This is a genomic window from Sphingomonas sp. Ag1 (genome assembly GCF_000980895.1).
GTDB lineage: Bacteria > Pseudomonadota > Alphaproteobacteria > Sphingomonadales > Sphingomonadaceae > Sphingomonas > Sphingomonas panaciterrae.
The window spans coordinates 127,568-149,794 of sequence record NZ_LAZX01000093.1 but is presented as its reverse complement, the minus strand read 5'-3'; the positions used below and the strand labels follow the sequence as shown (position 1 = coordinate 149,794).

Annotated in this window: 21 protein-coding genes and 1 tRNA gene; 4 read left to right on the top strand and 18 right to left on the bottom strand. The window is 66.3% G+C overall.

The genetic code is table 11. The features are described from left to right. Nucleotides 1-6: 6 nt before the first annotated feature. Nucleotides 7-825 (bottom strand): PAS domain-containing protein, encoded by an 819-nt coding sequence (locus XM50_RS20545; RefSeq protein WP_052742564.1) that lies wholly within the window; start codon nucleotides 823-825, stop codon nucleotides 7-9. Nucleotides 826-985: 160 nt separating this feature from the next. Here XM50_RS20545 and XM50_RS12470 point away from each other — a divergent pair. The 3 genes from XM50_RS12470 (at nucleotide 986) to XM50_RS12460 (ending at nucleotide 6,168) form a co-directional block, all read left to right on the top strand. Then, nucleotides 986-1,061 (top strand) — tRNA-Thr (locus XM50_RS12470). 470 nt (nucleotides 1,062-1,531) lie between these two features. After that, nucleotides 1,532-4,042: a TonB-dependent receptor gene (locus XM50_RS20125; RefSeq protein ID WP_052742563.1), complete on the top strand. Its 2,511-nt coding sequence runs from the start codon at nucleotides 1,532-1,534 to the stop codon at nucleotides 4,040-4,042. A 188-nt stretch (nucleotides 4,043-4,230) separates the two neighbouring features. Then, on the top strand, nucleotides 4,231-6,168 hold the full coding sequence (locus XM50_RS12460; protein ID WP_156167251.1) for an FUSC family protein: 1,938 nt from the start codon (nucleotides 4,231-4,233) through the stop codon (nucleotides 6,166-6,168). A gap of 42 nt (nucleotides 6,169-6,210) precedes the next feature. Here the strand turns inward: XM50_RS12460 and XM50_RS12455 are convergent, their stop codons facing one another. The 12 genes from XM50_RS12455 to XM50_RS12400 form a co-directional block, all read right to left on the bottom strand. Beyond that, the gene (locus XM50_RS12455) at nucleotides 6,211-7,482 is read right to left on the bottom strand and encodes an SLC13 family permease (protein WP_046409888.1); all 1,272 of its coding nucleotides are present in this window, start codon (nucleotides 7,480-7,482) and stop codon (nucleotides 6,211-6,213) included. An 86-nt stretch (nucleotides 7,483-7,568) separates the two neighbouring features. Further along, nucleotides 7,569-8,804: an ammonium transporter gene (locus tag XM50_RS12450; RefSeq protein ID WP_046409887.1), complete on the bottom strand. Its 1,236-nt coding sequence runs from the start codon at nucleotides 8,802-8,804 to the stop codon at nucleotides 7,569-7,571. A 26-nt stretch (nucleotides 8,805-8,830) separates the two neighbouring features. After that, nucleotides 8,831-9,871, bottom strand: coding sequence for an urea transporter (gene yut / locus XM50_RS12445; protein WP_046410033.1), 1,041 nt, complete (start codon nucleotides 9,869-9,871; stop codon nucleotides 8,831-8,833). Between the two features lie 18 nt (nucleotides 9,872-9,889). Beyond that, a complete protein-coding gene (locus XM50_RS12440) occupies nucleotides 9,890-10,825 on the bottom strand; it encodes an urease accessory protein UreD (RefSeq protein ID WP_046409885.1) in 936 nt (311 codons plus the stop codon). Between the two features lie 3 nt (nucleotides 10,826-10,828). After that, nucleotides 10,829-11,500 carry an urease accessory protein UreG gene (gene ureG / locus XM50_RS12435; protein WP_046409883.1) on the bottom strand — a complete coding sequence of 224 codons (672 nt, stop codon included), beginning with the start codon at nucleotides 11,498-11,500 and terminating at the stop codon, nucleotides 10,829-10,831. Between the two features lie 22 nt (nucleotides 11,501-11,522). Beyond that, nucleotides 11,523-12,236, bottom strand: coding sequence for an urease accessory protein UreF (locus XM50_RS12430; protein ID WP_046409882.1), 714 nt, complete (start codon nucleotides 12,234-12,236; stop codon nucleotides 11,523-11,525). Beyond that, nucleotides 12,233-12,820 carry an urease accessory protein UreE gene (locus tag XM50_RS12425; RefSeq protein ID WP_046410031.1) on the bottom strand — a complete coding sequence of 196 codons (588 nt, stop codon included), beginning with the start codon at nucleotides 12,818-12,820 and terminating at the stop codon, nucleotides 12,233-12,235. The genes XM50_RS12430 and XM50_RS12425 overlap by 4 nt, the downstream gene beginning before the upstream one ends. Nucleotides 12,821-12,857: 37 nt before the next feature. Beyond that, nucleotides 12,858-14,576 (bottom strand): urease subunit alpha, encoded by a 1,719-nt coding sequence (locus XM50_RS12420; protein ID WP_046409881.1) that lies wholly within the window; start codon nucleotides 14,574-14,576, stop codon nucleotides 12,858-12,860. A 44-nt stretch (nucleotides 14,577-14,620) separates the two neighbouring features. Continuing rightward, on the bottom strand, nucleotides 14,621-15,043 hold the full coding sequence (locus tag XM50_RS12415) for an urease subunit beta (protein ID WP_046409879.1): 423 nt from the start codon (nucleotides 15,041-15,043) through the stop codon (nucleotides 14,621-14,623). Between the two features lie 28 nt (nucleotides 15,044-15,071). Beyond that, the gene (locus XM50_RS12410; RefSeq protein WP_046409877.1) at nucleotides 15,072-15,374 is read right to left on the bottom strand and encodes an urease subunit gamma; all 303 of its coding nucleotides are present in this window, start codon (nucleotides 15,372-15,374) and stop codon (nucleotides 15,072-15,074) included. Nucleotides 15,375-15,559: 185 nt separating this feature from the next. Beyond that, complete coding sequence (locus tag XM50_RS12405; protein ID WP_046409876.1) at nucleotides 15,560-15,952, bottom strand: CrcB family protein; 393 nt, start codon at nucleotides 15,950-15,952, stop codon at nucleotides 15,560-15,562. 47 nt (nucleotides 15,953-15,999) lie between these two features. Beyond that, nucleotides 16,000-16,401, bottom strand: coding sequence for a fluoride efflux transporter FluC (locus tag XM50_RS12400; protein ID WP_046409875.1), 402 nt, complete (start codon nucleotides 16,399-16,401; stop codon nucleotides 16,000-16,002). A 261-nt stretch (nucleotides 16,402-16,662) separates the two neighbouring features. Between XM50_RS12400 and XM50_RS12395 the strand changes: the two genes are divergently transcribed. Then, nucleotides 16,663-17,286 carry a HupE/UreJ family protein gene (locus XM50_RS12395; protein WP_125946637.1) on the top strand — a complete coding sequence of 208 codons (624 nt, stop codon included), beginning with the start codon at nucleotides 16,663-16,665 and terminating at the stop codon, nucleotides 17,284-17,286. 34 nt (nucleotides 17,287-17,320) lie between these two features. Here XM50_RS12395 and XM50_RS12390 read toward each other — a convergent pair whose 3' ends face one another. From XM50_RS12390 to XM50_RS12370, 5 genes are all read right to left on the bottom strand, one after another. Next, the gene (locus XM50_RS12390) at nucleotides 17,321-18,019 is read right to left on the bottom strand and encodes a hypothetical protein (RefSeq protein WP_443024664.1); all 699 of its coding nucleotides are present in this window, start codon (nucleotides 18,017-18,019) and stop codon (nucleotides 17,321-17,323) included. Between the two features lie 141 nt (nucleotides 18,020-18,160). Next, nucleotides 18,161-18,457 (bottom strand): hypothetical protein, encoded by a 297-nt coding sequence (locus XM50_RS12385; RefSeq protein WP_164518990.1) that lies wholly within the window; start codon nucleotides 18,455-18,457, stop codon nucleotides 18,161-18,163. Nucleotides 18,458-18,674: 217 nt separating this feature from the next. Further along, complete coding sequence (locus XM50_RS12380; protein WP_231621965.1) at nucleotides 18,675-19,502, bottom strand: hypothetical protein; 828 nt, start codon at nucleotides 19,500-19,502, stop codon at nucleotides 18,675-18,677. A gap of 14 nt (nucleotides 19,503-19,516) precedes the next feature. After that, the gene (locus XM50_RS21050; protein WP_052742562.1) at nucleotides 19,517-19,903 is read right to left on the bottom strand and encodes a glycine zipper 2TM domain-containing protein; all 387 of its coding nucleotides are present in this window, start codon (nucleotides 19,901-19,903) and stop codon (nucleotides 19,517-19,519) included. 342 nt (nucleotides 19,904-20,245) lie between these two features. Then, on the bottom strand, nucleotides 20,246-22,213 hold the full coding sequence (locus tag XM50_RS12370) for a S9 family peptidase (RefSeq protein WP_046410024.1): 1,968 nt from the start codon (nucleotides 22,211-22,213) through the stop codon (nucleotides 20,246-20,248). Nucleotides 22,214-22,227 lie beyond the last annotated feature (14 nt).

The following is a 22,227-nucleotide window of genomic DNA, read 5'->3' as shown; positions in this document are numbered from 1 at the left end:
CAAAGTTCAGCCGATCGTCGTCGATACCCGCCGGATCAGGTCCTGGTCCTCACTGACGCTGCCGATCACATCGAACATGCCATCGCCGCGCGCCTTCGCTAGCAGCACGACCATCTGGTCGGCTGCCGAGGGCAGGTCGAGCGCCAATGTCGCCAGCGGGGTGCGCGCAGGGGGCGCCTCTGCCTCGCTGCCGCGCGACGCGCCGGGGCCATCTGCCCAGACGGCGCCGACGACCTCATGGCGCGGTGCGCTGCGCACCGCCGCGTCGAGCTCCGCGGCAAGCATCGCCTGCTCCTCGGCGCCGACGATCTCCTTCCAGTTAATCACGCCATAGACGAAGTCGATCGTTTCGCCGTTGGACGTGAACGGCATCAGGATGCCGCGATACAGCGTGTTGTGGCCGCGGGTGCCGACGAACTCGGCCTCGAAGCCGATCGGCGCACGGTTGGCGATGATCTTCAGATAATGATCGGTCAGCCGCGACAGCAGCGAGCGTGCGGGCACCTGCCCGATGCGCGAGATCGCACGATCGACACCGCATTCCTCGCGCAGCGCGTCGCCCAGGAAGGTGATGACCGGATCGTCGAGCCCGTCGGTGAAATCGAGCAGGACGCCGTGCGCGCCGAAATCCATGTTGCCGGCGGGATCAAGGTCACTGATACGCGGATAGGCACCGCCCTTCAGCAGCGACACCCAATGGTTGTACGCGCGCACGTGCATGCGCCGCTCATCGGCGCCGATCGCAAACGTCGCCTCGCCGATACCCCCATCGGTGGGATCACTGCCCCGGTCCGCGCCGGGCCGATCGAAGCCGCGGTTATCCATGCCATCATCCCTCTGGACGTGTTGTCCGTCCCGCCTTGTGCCACGACCATGGTAAAAAGCGCGTAAATTCTCGGCCGTGCCCATGTGAGCGACAGCCACTTGCGCGCCACGCAAACCCCTGCTAGGCGCCCGCTTCCAGCGCGCTCGCCAGAGCGCCCGTGCCGCTTTAGCTCAGCTGGTAGAGCATCGCATTCGTAATGCGGGGGTCACAGGTTCGAGTCCTGTAAGCGGCACCACCTTCTTTATGGCACTTCTGCGAACGCGCACGGCGACCGGGTGATTGAAGCATAAGTTGCTTTGGCGCCGTCGCCTAAAGCAGTCCTGGGCGCACAAGAGCTTCCTGCCGCTGGTCGTGCCTAGCCGCTATCAGGCCGCGTCCGCCTTCTCGGCAAGAGAACACCGCCACCACGCTGTAATGCAGGTGCTGCCATCATCGATGTCGCCGTCGCAGACCCAGTTTTATCGCCAGCATGATCCAAGTCAACCACCTGACGTCGTAACAAGCATAAGAAAAACCCGCCTTATTTTCACCAACAACGACCGCTCATCATGGCGCGCTTCCAAGACGGAACCGCATTAATGATGACGGGGGTCAGTGAAACAAGATCGTCCCAGCCGCAGGCTCTCCTCCACGGTTACGTGGCATCTTAGAACCGCTTTCCTCACCAATTGTCTGCTTGTTGCGAATGTCGCCCCCGCTCAGGAGGTGGAGATCGGGCACAGCGCCACGCCAGCGGACGCATCGGCGGAACAAGGCACAGAACCGGACCGCGACATCGTTATCCTTGGCCGACGCGTCGCCGGAACTGCGATCGCCGACGTTGCGCCGATTGCGGTACTTGACCAGGACGCCATCCGCTCGATCGGCGCGACCAGCCTGAAGGAACTGATCGAGCGGCTGAAGCCATTGACGTCGTCGGTGGATGGTAGCGAGCCGGTCTATTTGTTGAATGGCCGCCGCATCTCCGGCCTTGCCGAGCTGGACACGCTGCCGCCGGAGGCGATCGAGCGTACCGAGGTGCTTCCGGAAAGCGAGGCGGCAAGGTTCGGTTTCCCGCCGACCGTGCGCGTCTCCAACTTCGTGACCAAGAAGCACTTCCGCGGACTGCTGATCCAGCAGCTTGCCGGCTCTACGACGGACGGTGGCGGGGAGACCAATTATGTCGAGGCGAACGCAACCCGGATCGACGGCCCGCGCAGGCTGTCGCTCAGTGCGGCGATGTTCCGTCACAATCCGGTGCTTCAGTCGGAGCGGGACATCGCCCCCGATCCCGATGCGCCGTTCGCGACCGGCGGCATCGTCACCGGCGTGGACGGGGGAAGCGTCGATCCCGCGCTCGACGCCCGCGCGCGAACGCCGGTGATGCGGGCACCGGTCCCATTCGATGCCGACGCCCGACAGCGGTTGAGCGGCTACCTTCCCGGCGAACATACGTTGCCCGGCACCGATATCGGCACATTTCGAACGCTCGCGCAGCGTCAGGACATGGTCAACGCCAGCGCCACCCTCGCGTCCCCCATCGGCAAGGCGATCGACGGGTCGCTTAACCTGTCGATGGAGGCGCAGATACATCGCGGGCTCAACGGCCTCGCGCCCGCAATCGTGCCGGTGCCGGGTGACAGCGGCTTCCTGCCCTTCACGCAGGATGTGTTGCTCTATCGCTACCTGCCCGGCATCCCGCTGCGACAGCGCAACAGGAACCTCAACCTGCATGCTGGCGGCACGGTGCAGGGCGGGATCAGCCGGTGGAGCTGGAACGTCACCGGCAGCTATGATCGCTTCCGCAGCAAGGCGCGCTCCGACCAGGGAATTGTCCTTGATCCATTCATTGCTGCCGTGGCGGCCGGCGCAGATCCGCTCGCTCCGATCCCCGTGGACGGCAGCAATCACTTGCTGGTCGATCGCCGCGACACCGTAACCGACACGTTGGTCACCAAGGCCGTGGCGAACGGCCCATTGCTGCGCCTGCCCGCCGGGGATGCTCAACTAACGGTGTCGGCGGACCTCGCCCGCTCCAGCAGCAGCGGCGACCATTTCGTCACCCCGGGCCAACGCGTCGGTTTCGCCAGAACCGTCAAGACCGGCAGCCTGAGCGCCGCCCTGCCGATCGCGTCGCCCGACCGTGACGTGCTGCCATTCCTCGGGCGGTTTGCGCTCAGCGGCATGATCGGCATCACGGACGTCTCGCGTTTCGGACAGCTGGTAAATTACAGCTACGGCGCGACATGGTCGCCGGAGCGGCGGGTCCAGCTTAGCGCGACGATCAGCGATGCGCTGACACCCCCGGCGATCGCGCTGTTGACCAACCCGCTGGTGACCAGCCCGAACACCCCCTTCTTCGATTTCACCAATGGCAGCAGCACGTTCGTGACCACGCTGACCGGTGGGCGCGCCGAGCTGTTGCCAGAACGGCGGCGCAGGTCACAGTTCGGGATCGCGCTGTCACCGATCAGGAACAAGGAACTGCGGCTCAGCCTCGATTATATCGACACAAGCTTCTCCAACCAGACCGCCAGCCTCGGCAGCGCGACGCCGGCGTTCCAGGCCGCCTTCCCGGACGCGTTCATCCGCGATCCCGCCGGCCGCCTGGTCAGCGTCGACCTGCGCCCGGTGAACCTCGCCAGTGAGCGGGACCGTCAGCTGCGGCTCGCGTTCAACCTGTCGACCCCGATCGGCAAGGCCCCGCCACCGCCGCCTGCGACCGACGATGCTCCTGCCGGGTCGCCGCCACCGCCGCCGCCCAAGCCGCGGCCGACCATCAGCGCCTTCGTGACGACGACGCTGCGGCTGGAGAATCGCCTGGTCCTGCGGCCGGGCGCCGCCCCGCTCGATCTGCTCGACGGCGCGACCCGGGACGGCACCGGTGGGCGCCCCAGATGGGAGACCGAGATCGACCTGCGCGGAACGGCCGGGCCGCTGAGCCTTGGCCTCTACGGCCGCCTCAGGGGCGCGACGCGCATCCGCAGCGAGCTTGCCTCCGCGGACCTGTTCTTCTCGCGCCGGACGTGGCTTGTCGCCTATGGCTCGCTCGACGCAAGCAAGGTCGTCAGCGAGCCCTGGGCCAGGAACGTGTCGCTGATGTTCACGATCGAGAACCTGCTCAACGACCGGATCAACGTCACCGACCGAACCGGCGCCACCCCCAACCGCTTCCAACCCGCCTATATCGATCCGCTCGGCCGCTCGATCCGGCTGGGTGTCAGGAAGAAATTCTAGGCGCCGACGGTCACGGCACCGGGTGTGTCTCGCGCTGGCCCGCCCCGGCCGGGACGCCGCGGCGCATCGTGGGACAAACACGTAACGCTCGTTCCATGTCCTGCGGGTTACACTCGCCCGCAGCACCCTCTTGTTGCCGTCCACCTGGCCCGATCGGCGCCGCCGCGCCCAACATGAAGTCGCCCGTGATGACACGCATTCAACGGCTCCGACTGCGGATCCTGGAAGTCGATCCCTCGCTCCTTGCCCTGCGCATGTCGGGGTGCGTCGTCGTGTCGATGATCGTCGTTGCCGGCGTCATGACGCTGATCGGCAAGGCCTATCCCCTGCCCCGCCCCGCCTATGTGCTGGCGTTGATCGCGACCATGCAGGGGACGCTGCAGGTCAACGACCGGACCGAATCTGCGCGTGCGAAGACCCGCATCTATGCCGTCATCGCCTCGTTCGTGGCCATCGCAGCGATCGCGGCGGCGCACGATTCGCTGCGGATCATCAACATCCTGCTGGTGATCATCGTCTTTGCCGCCAGCTATGCTGCACGCTTCGGCACGCGCTGGCGCGCGGTCGGCGTGTTCGCCTTCATGTGCGCGACGGTCGCGGCCTTCCTGCAAGAGGATGAGCGGGACCTGTGGTCGGCGGCAGCGGCCTTGGTGATCTCCGCCGCGGTGGTTCATGTCCTGCGCCATTTCATCATGCCGGATGATCCGGCGCGCGAGTTCAGGCACCTTGTCGCAGCGGCCCTGTCCGTATCGAAGCAGCTGCGCCGGGTCGCCGGCAGCGCCATGCCGCCCAAGGCGGCGAGCCCACGCGCCGGAAAGAGGCAGATGGCGGACCTTCACCTCGTCACGCGCACGCTCGGTGCGGACATCAGGGCGTGCCAGGCGTCGCTCCCGCTGGAGGTCCCCGACCAGCATTCCGCCGTGACCGCGATCACCCTGCGGCTGCTCGACCTGCATTTCGCGGCCGAAACGCTGGTCGCGCGGATCACTCGACGAGAACGAGAGGCCGCGGACTACCACGAGGGCAGCATCGCAAAGGCGCTGCAGGACGTGCAGGATGCGGAGGGCGCGCTGAACGCTGCCGTCGCCACGCTGCCGCCGACATTTACCGCGGCCGGTGGCGCCAAGGCGCCGCCCGCCCCCACCGGCATCCTGCCGCGACGCGGGGAATGGCTGCGCGACCAGACGCTGCGGCAATCGCTGCAAGTGACGCTCGCCTGCGCGCTCGCCGCGGTGGTGGGGGAGGCGGTTTCCAGCCAGCGCTGGTTCTGGGCCGTGATCGCCGCGTTCATGATCTTCAACAACACAAAATCGGGCGCGGCGGTGGCGATCAAGGGGCTGGACCGCGCCTGGGGTACCGCAATCGGCATCGTCATCGGCATCGCGCTCGCGACGCTGACCCACAATCACCTGTTCTGGCTCAGCGCCGCGCTGGCGATCTCGATCTTCGCCACCTTCTTCATCGCGCGCGTCTCCTATGTCGCGATGAGCCTGTTCCTCACCATCGCGCTGTCACTAATCTACGGCCTGATCGGCATCTTCACCCCGGAACTGCTGGTCCTGCGGCTGGAGGAAACCGCGGTCGGCGTGGCGTCAGGGATGCTCGCCGCGCTGCTGCTGCTGCCGATCAGCATCCAGCAGCAGGCAACCACGGCGATGAACGCGCTTCTCTCCGCGCTTGGCGACCTGCTGCTCTCCGCTGCCGAGACGCCGGAAGGGAGCGAGGGTCACCCGCTGGCGCTGAAGGCAACCGCGGTCGATCATGCGCTGGAGGGCGTACTGACCGCCTTCGCGCCGCTACGCACCGCATGGTCGTTCGGCACGATGCTCACCTCCGGCCGCGACGTGCTGAGGCAGGCGCAACTCATGACCTACACCGCGCGTCGGCTGGAACGCAGCATCCGTCATCATCCACCAACCCCGGACGAGATCCAGGCAATGCGCGCGCTGGGGGAGCGCCTGAAGGCGGCGGCCGGTGCCCCTGCGAGTGCCGAAGCGCGCGGGACGTCAGCACCCACCGGTGCGGCGGCCAACATGTCGGGACCGGATGACATGACCGCATCGTCGCTCGCCATCCTGACGCGAACCCTCGATAAGATCGAGACCGAGCGCCACGCCGCTCCCTGAGCGCCGCCCCCTTCTCGGTGCCCCCTGCACGGTGCCCCGCGCTCAGATCCACAGCCAGAGGCCGGCGATCACCATCGTCGCCAGCGTCACCAGGCAGCCCGCCTTGGAAAACTCGCCGCCCGATATCCGCACCCCGCGATCCTTCGCCTGCTCGACGATGATGATCCCCGCAAGGCTGCCGAACACGACCAGGTTGCTGGAGAAATGCGTCCCCAGCGACAGCGCCGCGCCCAGAGCATTGGGATCGGCATCGGCATGAAGATACGGCACCAGCATCATCACCGCGGGATTGTTGCCGACCAGGTCGCTGATGACGCTGCTGATCAGGAAGAGGACCGGCGGGTCGGCAAGGTTGATGCCCTGCGACGCAAGGTCGGTCACCAGTTTCTGCGGCAGTCCGGTGGCGGAAAGCCCGGCGTTGACCACGAACAGTCCCATCACCAGTAGCAGGAGATCGCCGTCCACCTCATGCAGCAGCGACCGGGAGGACACCTTGCGGCTGAGCAGCAGGAAGCCCGCCGCGGTCAGCGCGATGGTCTCGCGCGGCCAGTCACTGAAAATGAAGGCCAGGATCACCGCGACCGCCGTGACCGCCGCCTTCAGCGTCTCGCCAAGCGAGAAGGGCGGCGGCTCGGACGTCTCCACCGTCTTGGCCGACGCTGCTTCCGCCCCGGCGCCCCGACCTGCGCCCGCCTCCTGATTTGCCGCCGGCAGGGCCCAGCGATTGCGGTAGAGCATCGAAATGACGCCCCAGATCACCGGCAGCGACAGCAGGGCGGGCCCGACGGTGATCTCGGACAGGCCGGCGAAGGACAAATGCAGCTTCTGCGCGGCGATGATGTTCTGCGGGCTGCCGATGATCGTGCCCGCCGCGCCCGTGTTGACGGCAAAGCAGAAGCCGAGGAGGAACGGCACCGGGTTCAACCCGCGCGCCATGGTGATCGACAGCAGCAGCGGGCACATCGATACCGCGACGACATCGTTGGTCAGGAATGCCGCCATCACGCCGCCGACCACGATCAGCAGCGCGAGCAGGCCACGTTCCGACATCTTCGAGCCCGCGGCCTTGCGCGCGAGCCAACCGTAGAAACCCGACACGACAAAGGCCGAGGACACCACCATCAGCCCGAACAACATGCCCATCGTCGAATAATCGATCGCGCTCCACGCCTGCCGAGGCGTGATGCTGCCGACCGTCATCATCGCCATGCCGCCGATCAGCGCCGCGCCGGTGCGCCCCACCCGGAAGAACGGCAGCGCACCCAGCCCCATCACCAGATACACGAGGAAGAAGATGACGAGCGTCAGGTCCATGGCATCACCGATTGCACCTCAGGGGGCAGGCGGATCATAGGGCGGCGCGTGCAACCGGCGCCCGGCCGCCAGATGACGAACCGCGATCATTCAGGCTTGCCGGATTTCATGCCCCACAAGGCGAAGGCGCTCTCCCCGTAGAATGGCTCGTCCAGCCCCTCGCGCTGCACCTCCACCGGCACGCGCAGCTTGCTCAGCTTGTCGAGCAGGAACAGGATGATGGTGGTGATGATGACGGCGTAGATGACGACGATCGCCACCGCGATCGCCTGGACCGACAACTGCCGGCCCCCTGCCGCCACGGCGTTGATCGCCGGGCTTGCCAGCACGCCGATCAACAGCGATCCGGTGATGCCGCCGATGCCATGCGCGCGGAACACCTCCAGCGTATCCTCCGCCTTCAGCCACGACTGGATGTACTTGGCGAAATAACAACAGGTCGCGCCGATCGCGCCGATCAGCAGCGCCGACATCGGCTCCACATATCCCGATGCGGGGGTGATCGTGGCCAGACCCGTCACTGATCCGACCAGCACACCCGAGAATGTCGGATGCCCCGCATCGCGCCATTCCCAGAACATCCACACCAGCATCGCCATCGATCCGGCGAGCATGGTGTTGGTGAAGGCATAAGCCGCAAGGCCATCGGCAGCGTAAGCGCCGCCTGCGTTGAAGCCGAACCATCCGAACCATAACAGGCCGGCACCAAGAGCAACCAACGGCAGGCTCGCCGGAATCGGCCCGCTATCTCCCGTTGGCCGCCGCCCAAGATAGATCGCGGTCACCAGCGCCGATGCGCCGGCTGAGGCATGGATCACGATCCCACCAGCAAAATCGACGACGCCCAGCTGCGAGAGGAACCCGCCACCCCAGATCCAGTGGGCCACCGGCAGATAGACGAAGATCGTCCACAGCGCGACGAACCAGAGGAACGGGCCGAACCGCATGCGCCCGACGAAGGCGCCGGTCATCAGCGCCGGCGTGATGATCGCGAACATCATCTGATAACCGAACACCAGGATGAACGGCACGTTGGCGGCATAGGTGGGATCGGCCGCAACACCGATGCCATGCATCCCGAAATAAGTACGGACGTCACCGATAAAACCGCCGATCGATGGGCCAAACGCCAGGCTGAAGCCGCCGAACACCCAGATGATGCCGACCACGCCGATACAGACGAAGTTCTGGATCATCACCGACAGAACGTTCCGTTCCCGAACCAGCCCCCCGTAGAACAGCGCCAGCGCCGGCGTCATCATGAGGACGAGCGCCGTACAGGCGAGCAGAAAGGCGGTATCGCCCGGTTCAATTCCTCTCATCAGCGCTTCCTTTCAGGATTTGGCTCTCAGGATGGATTGGTTGCGGCAGTGGCTCTCGTCTCGGGAGTGGGATCGGCAGGCGCGTGAGCGGCCGGGTTCAGCGCATGATCGACGACCGGCTTGTGCGGATGCGGCGGTGCGAATTTGCGCGGCGCGATGAACAGATACATCGTCAGCACATAGGCCGCGGTGAAGGATGGCAGCCCGATTGGCGCGAGGATCAGGTCGAACGCGGCCTGCAGGAACACCGTCACGATCACGCCCAGCGCGGCATAGCCGATCACGACCGGCGACGGCTGAACGAACACGACGCTCAGCGCCATCGCGGCCAGCACTGGGCTGAACCCGTACAGCCCCTGCGACACCAGGCTCGGATCGGCGCGCATTACGAACGCCGTCCCCATCGCCAGCAGCGATCCGCCCACCGCCGCCACCCCGGCCGCACGCGACGCGATGAAGATGCCAAGCAGGATGATCGCCCCGGAGATCCAGCTGCCCAGCAAATAGACCTGCCCGATGTTGCGGAAGAAAATCTCGACCGCCTCCACCAACCCCGGCAGCGACGCCGCACCCAGCTGGTAATCGCTCGCCAGCTTCTGCGTCTCGCTCAGCACGCGCAGCGATCCGAAGGAGTAAGCGCCCGCGAGCATCAACCAGGCGATCAGCACGAACGGGCCGGTTGATCCCGGCACGCCCCAGCTCTTGGTCAGCGTCGCGGCAAAGGCAGCGGTGACGATCGTGGTGAGCGCCGCACCGACGATGATGTATAGCCACAGCTCGGGCGATGGCGCGACGAAGGTCGGCAGCGCGACGCCGATCAGGATGCCGTTGAACCCGAACAGGCCCGATGCGCGCGAACTGGCAGCGAAATCGAGCATATAGGCAACCGCGGTGGCCACGATCACGCCGACGATCGCGCCGATCGACGTCGCCCACGACTGGCTGACGAACGAGGCATAGAAGATCGCGACCAGGAACAGCGCGCCCGTGATCACATTCTCCATGAAGAAGACCTGTGAGGCCCCCTTCAGGCAGACCGTGATGAAATTGCCGTTCTCGCCACGCATGATCATTCCCTCAGAATGTCATTGCCACAGGAAATCGTCGGGCAGCGTTCGCCCCCGCGCCTCTTCGCGCACCACGGTCCAGAAGCGCTTCACCTCCGCTCGCACGTCATAGCTTTCGACGCCGACCGCCCGGAACATCAGCCCTGCACCATTGGGCAGTCGCGACACGCCCGACATGGCGCGCGGATGGCCCGGCGCGGCGTTGATCGTCATCCGTTCGTCGATCCGCGCCGCCGTCTCGGGCGGCGTCAGGCACAGCACATTGGCAAAGGCGTCATAGCCCCGCGCCACCGCCGGCAGGTCGAGCGTGTCATTGCCCTGTTCGATCAGCAGCTTCTCGGCGAACAGCAATCGCCCATCGGGCCGCCGTGCGCGCACCCGCATCGACAGAAGGTCAAAGCCGAACCGCTCCAGCGCATGGTGATGCTTGCGCCCGGTCATCGCCATCTCGGCATAAAGCACGGTCGCGGTCTCATCGGCGGTGATCTCGGTCTCGCTGACGAAGCGCGAGGTACGATAGGGAATGGTGAAGTTGGGCAGAAACTCCAGATAGGATCCCGCCGCCGCGCGTATCTCCTGATGCTGCGAGGCGTAATTGGCATCCATCTGATGGATACGGTTTGCGCCCTGCGAGGTGACATGCGCTGATGCCCCCTCCGCCACGTCGATCGCGATATGGTAGCGATCGCCCTGCAGGATGCCGCCGCCGACCGAGATTACCGAGACGATCGGCAACTCCGGCATCGCCTCGTCCCAATAGAGCGCCTGCTGCACGAGCAGCGGCGCCACCCGGTACAAGTCGTGCAGCACGGAACGGCCGTCGCGTAGCGAGAAGCCCAGCCGCAATTCGCCAATCTTGCCCGGCCCGGCCGCGCGCATCTGCGCTGGCTCGGTCTGGAACCCGGCGAGTTCCCGGTAGCGGTCGATCCGCGCCAGTTGCTCGTGGAGCGCCATCGCCTACCCTTGCGCCCCCGCCATCGCCGGCGCCGTCGTTGGGGTCGTCGCCGGCGGGCTCACGTCGAACAGCGCCATGTCCATGATCATGTCCATCAGCGTCTCGACGCCCTCACCGGTCTTGCAGTTGGTGAACACGAACGGCTTGGTGCCGCGCATCAGGCGTGAATCGCGGTCCATCACCTCAAGGCTGGCGTCGACGTAGGGCGCCAGGTCGATCTTGTTGATCACCAGGATGTCGGACTGGCAGACGCCGGCGCCGTTCTTGCGCGGGATCTTGTCGCCCGCCGCGACATCAATGACGTAGATGTAGAAATCAGCGAGCGCGGGGCTGAACGTCAGCGTCAGATTGTCGCCGCCGGATTCGATCAGCACGACGTCGCTGTCGGGATAGCGCCCTTCCAGTTCCTCGACCGCGGCGATGTTCATCGACGGATCCTCGCGCACGGCGGTGTGCGGGCAGGCGCCGGTTTCGACGCCGACGATCTTTTCCTCGACCAGGATGCCGTTCAGCGTGCGCCGGACCTGCTTGGCGTCCTCCGTGGTCACCACGTCATTGGTGATGATCAGCGGCCGGACACCGCGCGCGATGAGCCGCGGGGTGATCGTCTCGATCACCGCGGTCTTGCCGGAACCGACCGGTCCCCCGATGCCAATGCGCGTGATCTTCTTCATCGAATGCTCCTGATTAGACAGGTCAGTTCATGAACAGGCGCAGGTGCGTCCTGGTGTGATGGGCAACGACGACTTCGAACACGGGGGCGAAGCTCGACATTTCCTCAAGCTCCAGCGCCCGCGCGCCGCGGTACTGGTCGTGGGTGGCGGCTTGCGCCTCGAACAACAGCCGCTGCGTCGCGACATGATCGATCCGCATCAGCCGAAGCGCGGCGTTCAGGATCATCGACGCCAGCCCATATTGGTGGACGGCGAACGCCTCCGCCTCATGCGCGCCAAGGCCCGTAAGCACGATCCCCTGCGCGACCGGCAGGCATCCGGGCGTCGCATTGCTGCGTATATCGTCCAGCCAGCGCGTCAGCAGCGGCGACGGCGCGATGGCGGACGCGAGCTCGGCGAACTTCTTGCCCATGCGCGCCAGCATCATCTGCTGCTCCTCGCCGACACGGCGGATCCACAGCGCGCTGTCGGCGGCCAGCAGCGCCGCGTAGTCGCCGCGCGCCGCCGCGCGGCAGGCATGGAGCAGCGCGACGCCATCCATATGGGCCGCCTGCCGGAGGATGAGCGTCAGGTAATCCCGCAGGCTGTCGGCGTCGGTGACGATGTGCAGCTGGACCGCGGATTCCAGCCCCTGGGAAAAGGAGAAGGCACCGACCGGCAGGGTGGAATCGGCAAATTGCAACAAGCGCGCGAGGCGACCCACATCGGGGCCGATCGCCTGCGCCGCGAGCTTCATAGGGCCCTGCCCTGCCCCTGCCCCTGCCCCTGCACCTGGCCGTTGCCATGATGATGGTGCGGGGTGGCGTCCGCGCCGCCGAACAGCAGCCGGATCTCGCTCGGCTCCAGGCGCTGCGCCACCGTCTCGCCCGGCTCGAAGCGGATCGACGCATGCTGGAACGCATGGGTCTTCATCACCGACAGCATGACCTTCCGGTCGACCGACAGCGGCACGTAGATCGTCTGCCCCTTGATGACGGCGGGCCAATGCTGGTTGCCGAGCGCGTGGCCCAGCTCGAACACCAGCCGCAGCATCTCCGCCTGCGGCATCAGCGCCGGCAGGTCCAGGTCGATGACCATCACTTCCTTCAGCGGGATGCGGGCAACCACGATCCGGCGATTGTCAGGATCATGGTAGAGGACGTCGCCGTCGTGCAGATGCTCGGACCGCGGCAGCGAGATGGCGAGCTCGATCCCGCTCGGCGTATTCTTGCGCAGCCGGCTCTTCGGCGCTTCCCATTGTTCGAGAACGAGATCCTCGACACTCGCACCCTCCCACCCCTGATCCCTGACATTGCCGAGCGTCTTTTCCACCAGGATCATCATTCTCTCCGATTGGCGTCGATCTCTGTTCTCGCGGTCAGCTGAAGAAGTGCAGTTGCGTCAAAGGCAGCGATTGCGCCGGCTCGATCGTCGCGTGCGTGCCATCCACCGTCACGGCGAACGTCTCCGGGTTCACCTCGATCACGGGAAGCGCATTGTTGCGTACCATGCTCGACTTGCCGATCGTGCGGGTCGCGTACACCGGCATCACCTGTGACTGCAGGTCGTACCGGTCGACGATCCCGTCCTCGAACGCCGCGCGCGAGGTGAAGGTGACGCGCGTCTGCGCCAGCGCCGACCCCATCTGGCCGAACATTGGGCGATAGGTCACCGGCTGGGGCGTCGGCAGCGATGCGTTCGGATCGCCCATCAACGCCCAGGAAATGAACCCGCCCTTGATCACCATCTTGGGCTTGGCGCCGAAGAAGGCGGGCGACCACAGCACCAGATCCGCCATCTTGCCGACCTCGACCGATCCGATGACCTGGCTCACCCCCTGCGCGATCGCGGGGTTGATCGTCACCTTGGCAACGAAACGGAGCACGCGTTGATTGTCGTTGTTCGACGTGTCGCCCGCATAGGCCCCGCGCCGCGCTTTCATCAGATGCGCCATCTGGACGGCGCGCAGCCAGGATTCTCCGACCCGCCCCATCGCCTGGCTGTCGCTGGAGATGATCGAGATCGCGCCCAGATCATGCAGCACGTTCTCCGCCGCGATCGTCTCCGGCCGCACGCGGCTTTCGGCGAAGGACACGTCGGTCGGGATCTTGGGGCTCAGATTGTGGCAGATCATCGTCATGTCGAAGAGTTCGGCCTGCGAATTGACGCCATAAGGCAGCGTCGGGTTGGTCGAACTCGGCAGCACATTGGGCTGTCCCGCCACGCGGATGATGTCGGGCGCGTGCCCGCCGCCGGCACCCTCGGTGTGATAGGTGTGGATCGTGCGCCCTTCGAAAGCGGCGATCGTATTCTCAACGAAGCCCGCCTCGTTGAGCGTGTCGGTGTGGATGCAGACCTGCACGTCGAACCGGTCGGCAACCCCCAGTGCGGAGCGGATCGCCGCGGGGGTGGATCCCCAATCCTCGTGGATCTTCAGCCCCATCGCGCCCGCGATCAGTTGCTCCTCGATCGGTCCTGCGGTCGAACAATTGCCCTTGCCCAGCACGCCGGCATTGACCGGCCAGCCATCGAACGATCGCAGCATCGCCTCGATGTTCCAGGTGCCCGGCGTGATCGTCGTGCCGTTGGTACCATCGGTCGGGCCGATGCCGCCGCCGAACAACGTGGTAATGCCGTTGCTGAGCGCCGCCTGCGCCTGCTGCGGCGAGATGAAGTGGACGTGCGCGTCGATGCCGCCCGCGGTCAGGATCAGATGCTCGCCCGAGATCGCGTCCGTCCCCGGCCCCAGTGCCAGCGAGGGCGTCACATTCGGCATGATCGACGGATTGCCGGCCTTGCCGATGCCGCAGATCAGGCCGTTCTTGATCCCGACATCGGCCTTGATGATCCCCTGGATCGCATCGACGATGGTGACGTTCGTGATGACAAGGTCGGGCGCACCGCCAGCGCTGGTCAGTTCATTGTCGAACCCCATGCCGTCGCGCAGCGTCTTGCCGCCGCCATAGATGACCTCTTCGCCATAAACCCGCAGGTCCTGCTCGATCTCGATATACAGGTTCGTATCGCCCAGCCGGATCTTGTCGCCGGTGGTGGGGCCATACAGGTCGGCATATTGCCGCCGGGAGATGTTCGCCATGGTTCAGCTGCCTGTTCTGGAGGGGGCGAAAGGATCGGCGATGCTCACGCCTTGTCCTTGAACCCGTAGCGCGCGACCCGCTCCTTCGCGTCGGCAAGCCGCGGGCGGAAGGCATCGTAGCTCTCGTTCCCGACCCAGCCGTTGACGAGGCCGTTGAACCCCACCGCGCGCTGACGGCCCTGCAACGGGATCAGCACCACTTCCTTCTCGTCGCCCGGTTCGAACCGGACGGCGGTGGTCGCCGGGATGTTCATCCGCTGCCCGAACGCCTGCTCGCGCGGAAAATCCAGCGCCGCGTTCACCTCGAAGAAGTGGAAATGCGATCCCACCTGGATCGGCCGGTCACCGGTGTTGCGCACCTTGATCGTGGTGGTCGGGCAGCCGGCGTTGATCTCGATTTCGCCCGCGGCGAGGATAAGCCCGCCGACGGGCGCGGTCTGCGTCTTGGGGTCTGTCTTCGCCGCCATCGCGCATGTCCTTCGTGGTGGAGGGGGCCTATTGGATCGGATTGTGGACGGTCACGAGCCGGCTGCCATCGGTGAACACCGCCTCGACCTGGACATAGGGGATCATGTCGACGACCCCCTCCATCACGTCGCTGGTGGTGATGGTCTTGCGGGCAAGCTCCATCACCTCCTCCACCGTCTTGCCCGCGCGTGCATTGTCGAGCGCAGCTGCGGCGATCAGCGAGACCGCCTCGGGATGATTGAGCTTGAGCCCGGCGTCCTTGCGGCGCTGCGCTACCATCGACATCATGTAGATGAGCAGCTTGTCGTTTTCTCGTGGCGTCAGATGCATGTCCAACCTCAAGAGCCTGGGCGCGCCTCTTCGTCGCTTTGTTTGGCGACGAATGGAGCAACCTTCGGAACAGCTGATGTTCCCTGCTCCAATACTTTATGCCCCCGCCAACGCCGTCTGTGTTTACTACGTACCCCCTGTCACAAGTCCGTGAGCGGCGGCAGAAAACCGGCTGCGATTCAGCGCTACGCCTTCCGCGCGCCAATCACGTCGCCCACCCTCACGCCAGCGAGCACCAGCACGAATCCGACCACCAGATTGGCCCCGACATAGGCAAGGCCCACCCCTGCACTCAGCGCCGATCCGGCGAGCAGGACGTAGGTGGCATAGACCAGGCTGGAAAAGGTCGACATGCCGCCGCACAGCCCGGTGCCTAGCAGCAGGTTCGCCTTCGCGCTCAGCGCCTGGCGCGCGTGCAGGCCGGTTATCAGCCCGAGGATTAACGAGGCGACCACGTTGGCGACGAAGATCGACCAGACGAAGCCGTCCCGCGCCGTCGGCACGCCCAGCATCAGCAATTCGCGCATCACCGCCCCGGCCGCGCCGCCGACGAAGACCAATATGATCGCCTGCGCCATGTCAGCGTCCTTCCGTCCGGCGCGCGCCCGAGCGAGTCGCTCCCGCCTCAGCCCGCCGCATGTGCCAGCCCCGCGCCAAGTCCGGCGACCGCAATCCCCAGCACCGTCTGGCCCAGGATATAGCCGGTTGCCGTGCCGGCACCCGCACCAGCCCCGGTGGCCCCGGCCATCTTCGCGGTATCGAGCTCCATCGTGCTGAACGTCGTGAACCCACCCAGCACGCCGGTCAGGATCGCAGCCTTCAGGAAGCTGCCGTACCGGTCGTGCCATTCGATCGAGAACAGCACCGACAGATAGCCGATCACGAACGCTCCGATCAGGTTGACCGCTACGGTCGACCACGGAATGCCGCCCCTGGCCGGGCTCGTGAGCAATTTGCCGACCAGCCAGCGCAGCAACGAACCGGTGCCACCGCCCAGCGCGACCAGCGCGATATCGCTCAGCACCATAAGGCGTCTGCCGTGGAAACTGCGATGACCATCAGCATCGGCTCCCTGTCCCGTGTCGTTGACGCACTCCCCCGTCCACGACGGCGCGCCGCGCAGCGCGTCCGGCTACGCATCAGCGTGACGGCTGGCTGCGGCCCGGCGGCGTGCGGGGCAGATTAGCGGCGCGCGCGCTCCCCCACAGCATCGGTTTTCCCTGATCCCGTTCGCCGAGGCGGTGCGTCATATCTTTGCGCGGAATCTGCATATCGATGGAGCGATAGGATGACTCGTAATTCCTCCCGGGCGCTGAACAATGCGATCCGTCTTGTCGGCTCCGGCCTGCTCGTGCTGCCCGGCGCGGCTTTCGCCCATCCAGGGCATGAGGCGGCCGGCGGGGGCGGCGTCCAGGGCCTCATGCATCCGTTCACCGGGCTCGACCACGCGCTGGCAATGATCCTCGTGGGCCTGTTCGCCTATCGGCTCGGCGGCCGGGCGCTGTGGATGCTGCCGCTCGCCTTCCTGGCGGCGATGGCGGCGGGCGGCATCCTCGGTTTTGCCGCTCCGGCGACTACCCTGGTGGAGGTCGCGATCGCCCTGTCCGTCATCCTGCTCGGCATTGCCGTGGCGTTCAACATCAAGGCGCCGGTCGCGGTCGCCGCGGGGGTCGTCGGGCTGTTCGCCATCTTCCACGGGTTCGCGCATGGCGCGGAGATGCCGGCCGGTGCCGGCGCGCTGCCCTATGCCGGCGGCTTCCTGCTCGGGACGGCGACGCTGCTTGCGATCGGCCTTGGTGCGGGCGCTGCGCTGACCAACACGGTCGTCGCGCGAGGCGGCCATGCGATGCGTTCTGCCGGAACGATCGCCGCCGTGGTGGGAGTCGGGCTGCTGAGCGGCATCAGCGGCTGATCAAGAAGACGTGCCGGGCGCCGCGCCGCCAGCGTTATGGCGTGGCGGCGTCCCCGGTAACGCCGTGGGTCAGCGCATGGACGCGCAGCCGCGGGAATACCTCTTCCAGCGGCTTGCTGTCGGGCAGCACATAGACATAGCCGCCACCCTTCTGGAACAACGGGCGCAGCTTGCTGCCGTAAAAGGCACGCGGCACGTTGATGCAGCCAAAGGTGATGCGGTTGTCATCCGGCGTCTCGGACAGCATGCGCTCGCGCCGCTTCTCCTTCTTCGCCGCGTCGGCCGGGATCGGGTGAATGGCGACGCTGTTGGTGTAATCCACCCACAACACCTGCTGCTTGCCAAAGGCATAGCCGAACTTGGCGAGAAAACGCCCTGCCGGCGTGGTCTTTTCCGCCGGGCCCAGATCGCCCAGCTTCTTGCTGCCAACGCCCGGGCTGGCCTCGTCACCGAGCGCGATACCGATCAGCGTCGGCTCCTGGGCAAGCGGCTTACCCTTGGCATCATACAGGATGAGCGATGCCGCCTTCTTGTCGAGGACGACATAGGGGAGCTTGCGATTGTCGCCGGAGGCGAGAACCCAGGACGCGACCAGCCGCGCCTCGGCGGACGGATTGATCTCGACCGGCGCGGCAGAGGCAGCCGCCGGCTTCGCCGCGGCGCGCGCCTTCTTGGCCTTGCCGGCGGACGCCTTCTTCGGTGCGGCGTGCGCCCCCGTCGTCGTCCCGATCATTGTGCCAGTAATCGTCAGCGCCGCAGCGGCACCCATCAAAAACGTCTTGATCATCCGTTCCCAGGTGAAGGGTGGCCGCCCGCCATCGGGCAGCCACCATGTCAGTCATTGCGCAAGATGCGGCGGCTGACGCCCACGGCCTCAGTGGCGCGGGCGCTTGCCCCGACTTTCCTGCTGCATCATCCGCTGCTCGACACCGTCGACCCGGCCGTTCAGCTGGTCGAGCCGCTGCCCGTTCTGCTGCGCCATGCCCGATGCGGCCTGCGCTTCGGCCAGCGCCTGCTTGGCGGTGCTGTCGGTCGCCTGGAGCTGGGTCTCGATCGCGTCGACGCGCTGCGCCACTGGGGCCACCTGTTCGCGCACATAGGATTTGGTCGCACATCCGCCGAGCACGGTGGCTGCCGCCATAATCGCAATTGCGGGGGCTACTTTGGTCATCGCTGGGAGCATTGCTCTTCTTCCATCATTATTAGCCAAGTGACGGAGCCCAAGCTGACACATTCCTGCAATAGAGCAGGCGGCGAATTGGGGCGATCACACGATGAAATGATCTCTTCCTCACCCTACCACTCCTCGTTAACTTAGTCATCGTTAGTATTATTGCTTAGGTTAACTGCACGCCTGAACCAAGGCTGAACCATCTAGGGGCGCGATACTACCTTTTCGAATCGCGCCGCTGCTTCGCGGCAAACGGATCCAAGGGGATCCGCCCGTCGTCCTTGGCCGCCTTCGTCGCCTTGGCCGGCGTCGCGCGATACACGTCGACGCACTTGCGCAGTTCCGCGATCGCCGCACCGCTGCCGTCCAGCGTCAGCTCCTCCACCGGCACGTCGCCGCGCCGCACATGAAGAAAGGCGGAGGTGGCCAGCGTGCGTGGAAAGGCGTCGCCGAAGCTGGTCACGAACCCCTTGCGGCCGCTGGCGGCAATCCCGATCGCCGCGCGGTTCGGAAAGGCGGCGCCCGAAAAGCGATAGGTCAGCCGCAGCTCCTCCTTCTCCCGGATCGACGACCAGTTCGGGTTCAGCAGCGTCAGCCGGTTGCTCCCGTCCGTGTCGAGCCCGAACAGCAAGGTGGTCTGCCGCGGCCCGCGATAGGTGCGCGTCAGGAAGCACCCGCTGCGGTCGCTGCTCGGGGCCACCGTCCAGTCGCCGACATCGCGCGTCGCATATTCCTGCGCCGATGCCGCGCTGCCAGCCGACAGGCCGATCGCCATCGCCGGCAGCAACAGCCACGCCCACTGGCGCCGGCCGCCGGTCGCGGGGCGCCTTGATACGGGCGCCGGGCAGGCACCATCGCGGCGGGCGTGCGGGATGATCGGAACGGCAGGCAACGGGAACTCCTTCAGCTGCAGATGATGCGCGGGCATGTTGATGCACACCAACGCACCGGCCGCCATATCATTCCCGTTGATGAACCGCGGCTGGGCGACGCCCCGTGCGCACGGCTCGACCGCCAGCCCCGGCGGGGACCAGCGGTCGTACATCCTTCCTCATCCGGTCAGCGGCAGATCACCTGGTCCTGGTCGATCGCCGTGCCCAGCGCCGCACCAGCCCGGGCGCCGATCAGCGCGCCGAGCGGACTGGAATCGCCGTTGCTGAGCAACCCGCCCAGGATCCCGCCGCTGATGCCGCCGATGATCAGCCCCGTCGTGCCGTCGCTGCGGCGGCAATAATAGCGGCCGTTGTATCCGCGATAGATGCGGTCATACGGCCCCAGCCGGCGGGGCCGGTAATAGCGGCCGTCGCGATAGAAATGGTCGGCATAATACCATGGCTGCCCGGGCGGCGGGCGATCGAAGTCATAGCGCCGCCACTGGTTCCGGTTGCGCCCCCAACCGGGCGGCAACGGCGCGGGCGGGCGCGGACGGGCACCGGGCGGCTGCATTCCTGGCGGACGGGCACCCGGCGGCTGCATTCCCGGCGGACGGGCGCCGGGCCCGCCATCTGGTCGCCACGGATTGCCCGGCGGCGGTCCTGGTGGCGGGCCGCCCTGCGGCGGACGGATGCCCGGTCCGCCCGGGCGTCCGGGCGGGGGTCCTGGGGGCCCCTGCGCCTGGGATGGCAGCGCAAGGACGGTGGTCGCGATCAGGGCTCCGGCGACGATCAGACGCATCTTACTCTCCCAGCGTAATGGCCGGGAGCATCGACCCGACGGGCCGGCTTGCCGATGCGATAATCTACGTACCGGCACACCGGGCAACCACCGCCGCCCGGCGCAGCGCCGGCATCAGCGCGCGGGCTGCTGCTCGAACAGACGGCGCAGGAACACCGTTTCCACCTCGCGGCGAAGATCGTTGTTCGGCTTCTTCAGGAAACCATGGCCTTCGTCGGCGAACAGCACGTACCAGGTCTCGTTGCCGTTCGCGCGCAGCTTCTCGACCACCTGGTCGGACTCAAGCTGCGGCACGCGCGGGTCGTTGGCGCCCTGCATCACCAGCATCGGCTTCTTGATGCGATCGACGTTGGTGATCGGCGACACGCGCTGCAGCACGGCGCGCATCTTGGGATCACGCTCGTCGCCATATTCGGCGCGGCGATTGTCGCGGCGATAGGCCTCGGTATTCTCGAGGAAGGTGATCCAGTTGCTGATGCCATAGCGCTCGACGCCGCCGACCAGCCGGTCGGAATAATGCGTCATCACGGCAAGGCTCATGTAGCCGCCATAGGACTGGCCATAAACGGCGACGCGATTGGCATCGAGGTTCGGCTGCTGCCCGATCCAGTCCAGCAGCGCGCCGATGTCCTTCACCGAATCCTCGCGCTTCTCGGCGTTGTCGAGATTGAGGTAGCGCTTGCCATAGCCGTCGCTGCCGCGGACGTTGGGGAGGATCACCGTCGCCTTCAGCACGTCGGCGAAATATTGCGCGCCATAATTCCAGATCGGCCGCGTCTGTGCCTCCGGCCCGCCGTGAATATCGATGATCACCGGGGTCCGCGTCCCCGCCGGCACGCCCTTCGGTCGATAGACGAAGGCCGGCACCGACAGCCCGTCGAACGACTTGAAGCGGATCAGCTCCGGCTCGGCGAGCTGCGCGGGATCGAGATCGCCCAGTTCCGACGTCGTCCAGCGCGTCAGCTCCCCGCCATCGACGTCCCAGCTCCACACGTCCCCGGCCGAGGTGGCGGAGGTCAGGCCGATCGCCAGCTGCTTGCCATCGGGCGAGAATTTCAGCGCCGTCAGCACGCCCTTGGGCAGCGTCGGCTGCGGCAGCGCGCGCCGCGTGATCCGATCCTGCACGACGATGCGCGAGAAACCGTCCTCGTTCACCGCATAGGCCAGCACGCGGCCATCGTCGGTCAGGTCATAGCTTTCGACGTCCCACGTCAGCCCCGGCGTCAGCACCACCTGCGCGCCGGTGGCGAGGTCGATCTCGACCAGCTGGCGCGTGTCGTTGCCGCGGTCGGAGATGGCGATGATCTTCTTGCCGCCCGGCAGATAGCGCGGCGATTCATACACCGCCGCTTCCGCCTTGGGCGCGATACGCCGCGCCTTGCCGGTGGCGAGATCGAGCTCGAACAGCTGGTCCTCGCGGTTGGACAGGCTGCGCACGAAGATCAGCCGCGACTTGTCCGGTGCAATATCCGCCGGGGCCACTGCGCCATCCGCCTGATACAGCGTGCGCGGCGTGCCGCCCGCCTTGGGGTCGACGCCCAGGATCGTATAGGCCGCGCTACCCTTGGTGGCGCGCGCCCAGGCGAGCAGGCTGCCGTCCTTGCTGAACACCGGCGATCCGTTGCGCGTGCCCGCCTGCGTCAGCTGCTGCGCCGTGCCGGTCAGGCCGCGGGTGTACAGCTGGAACCATTCGTCGCCGCCGGTATCACGCGTCATCACGAAGCGGTCGGTGCCCGGGACGACGGTGGCGCTGGCGATCGGCTCCGCACCGAAGGTGACCTGCGTGCGCGTCGCGCCAGGCTTCGCCACATGATGCAACTGCTGCGTCGCGCCGAACCGCGTCGCGATCAGCATCGAGCCGTCGGGCAGCCAATCCTCGAACTGCGCCGCGCGGCTGTTCTGATAGCGCTGCACCGCCTCGCGCACATCGGCCGGGATTTCCGGCACGCCCGACAGCGTGGCGCTGCCCACCTGCCGCTGGGCGACTGGCTGGGCGCCGGCGGTCTGCTGGCCGATGGTCTGGGCGGACGCGCCGGCGGCGAGCGCGGCGAGCGTGAGCGAGGCAGCGAAGTGCTTGAACATGCGTCCCTGATCGA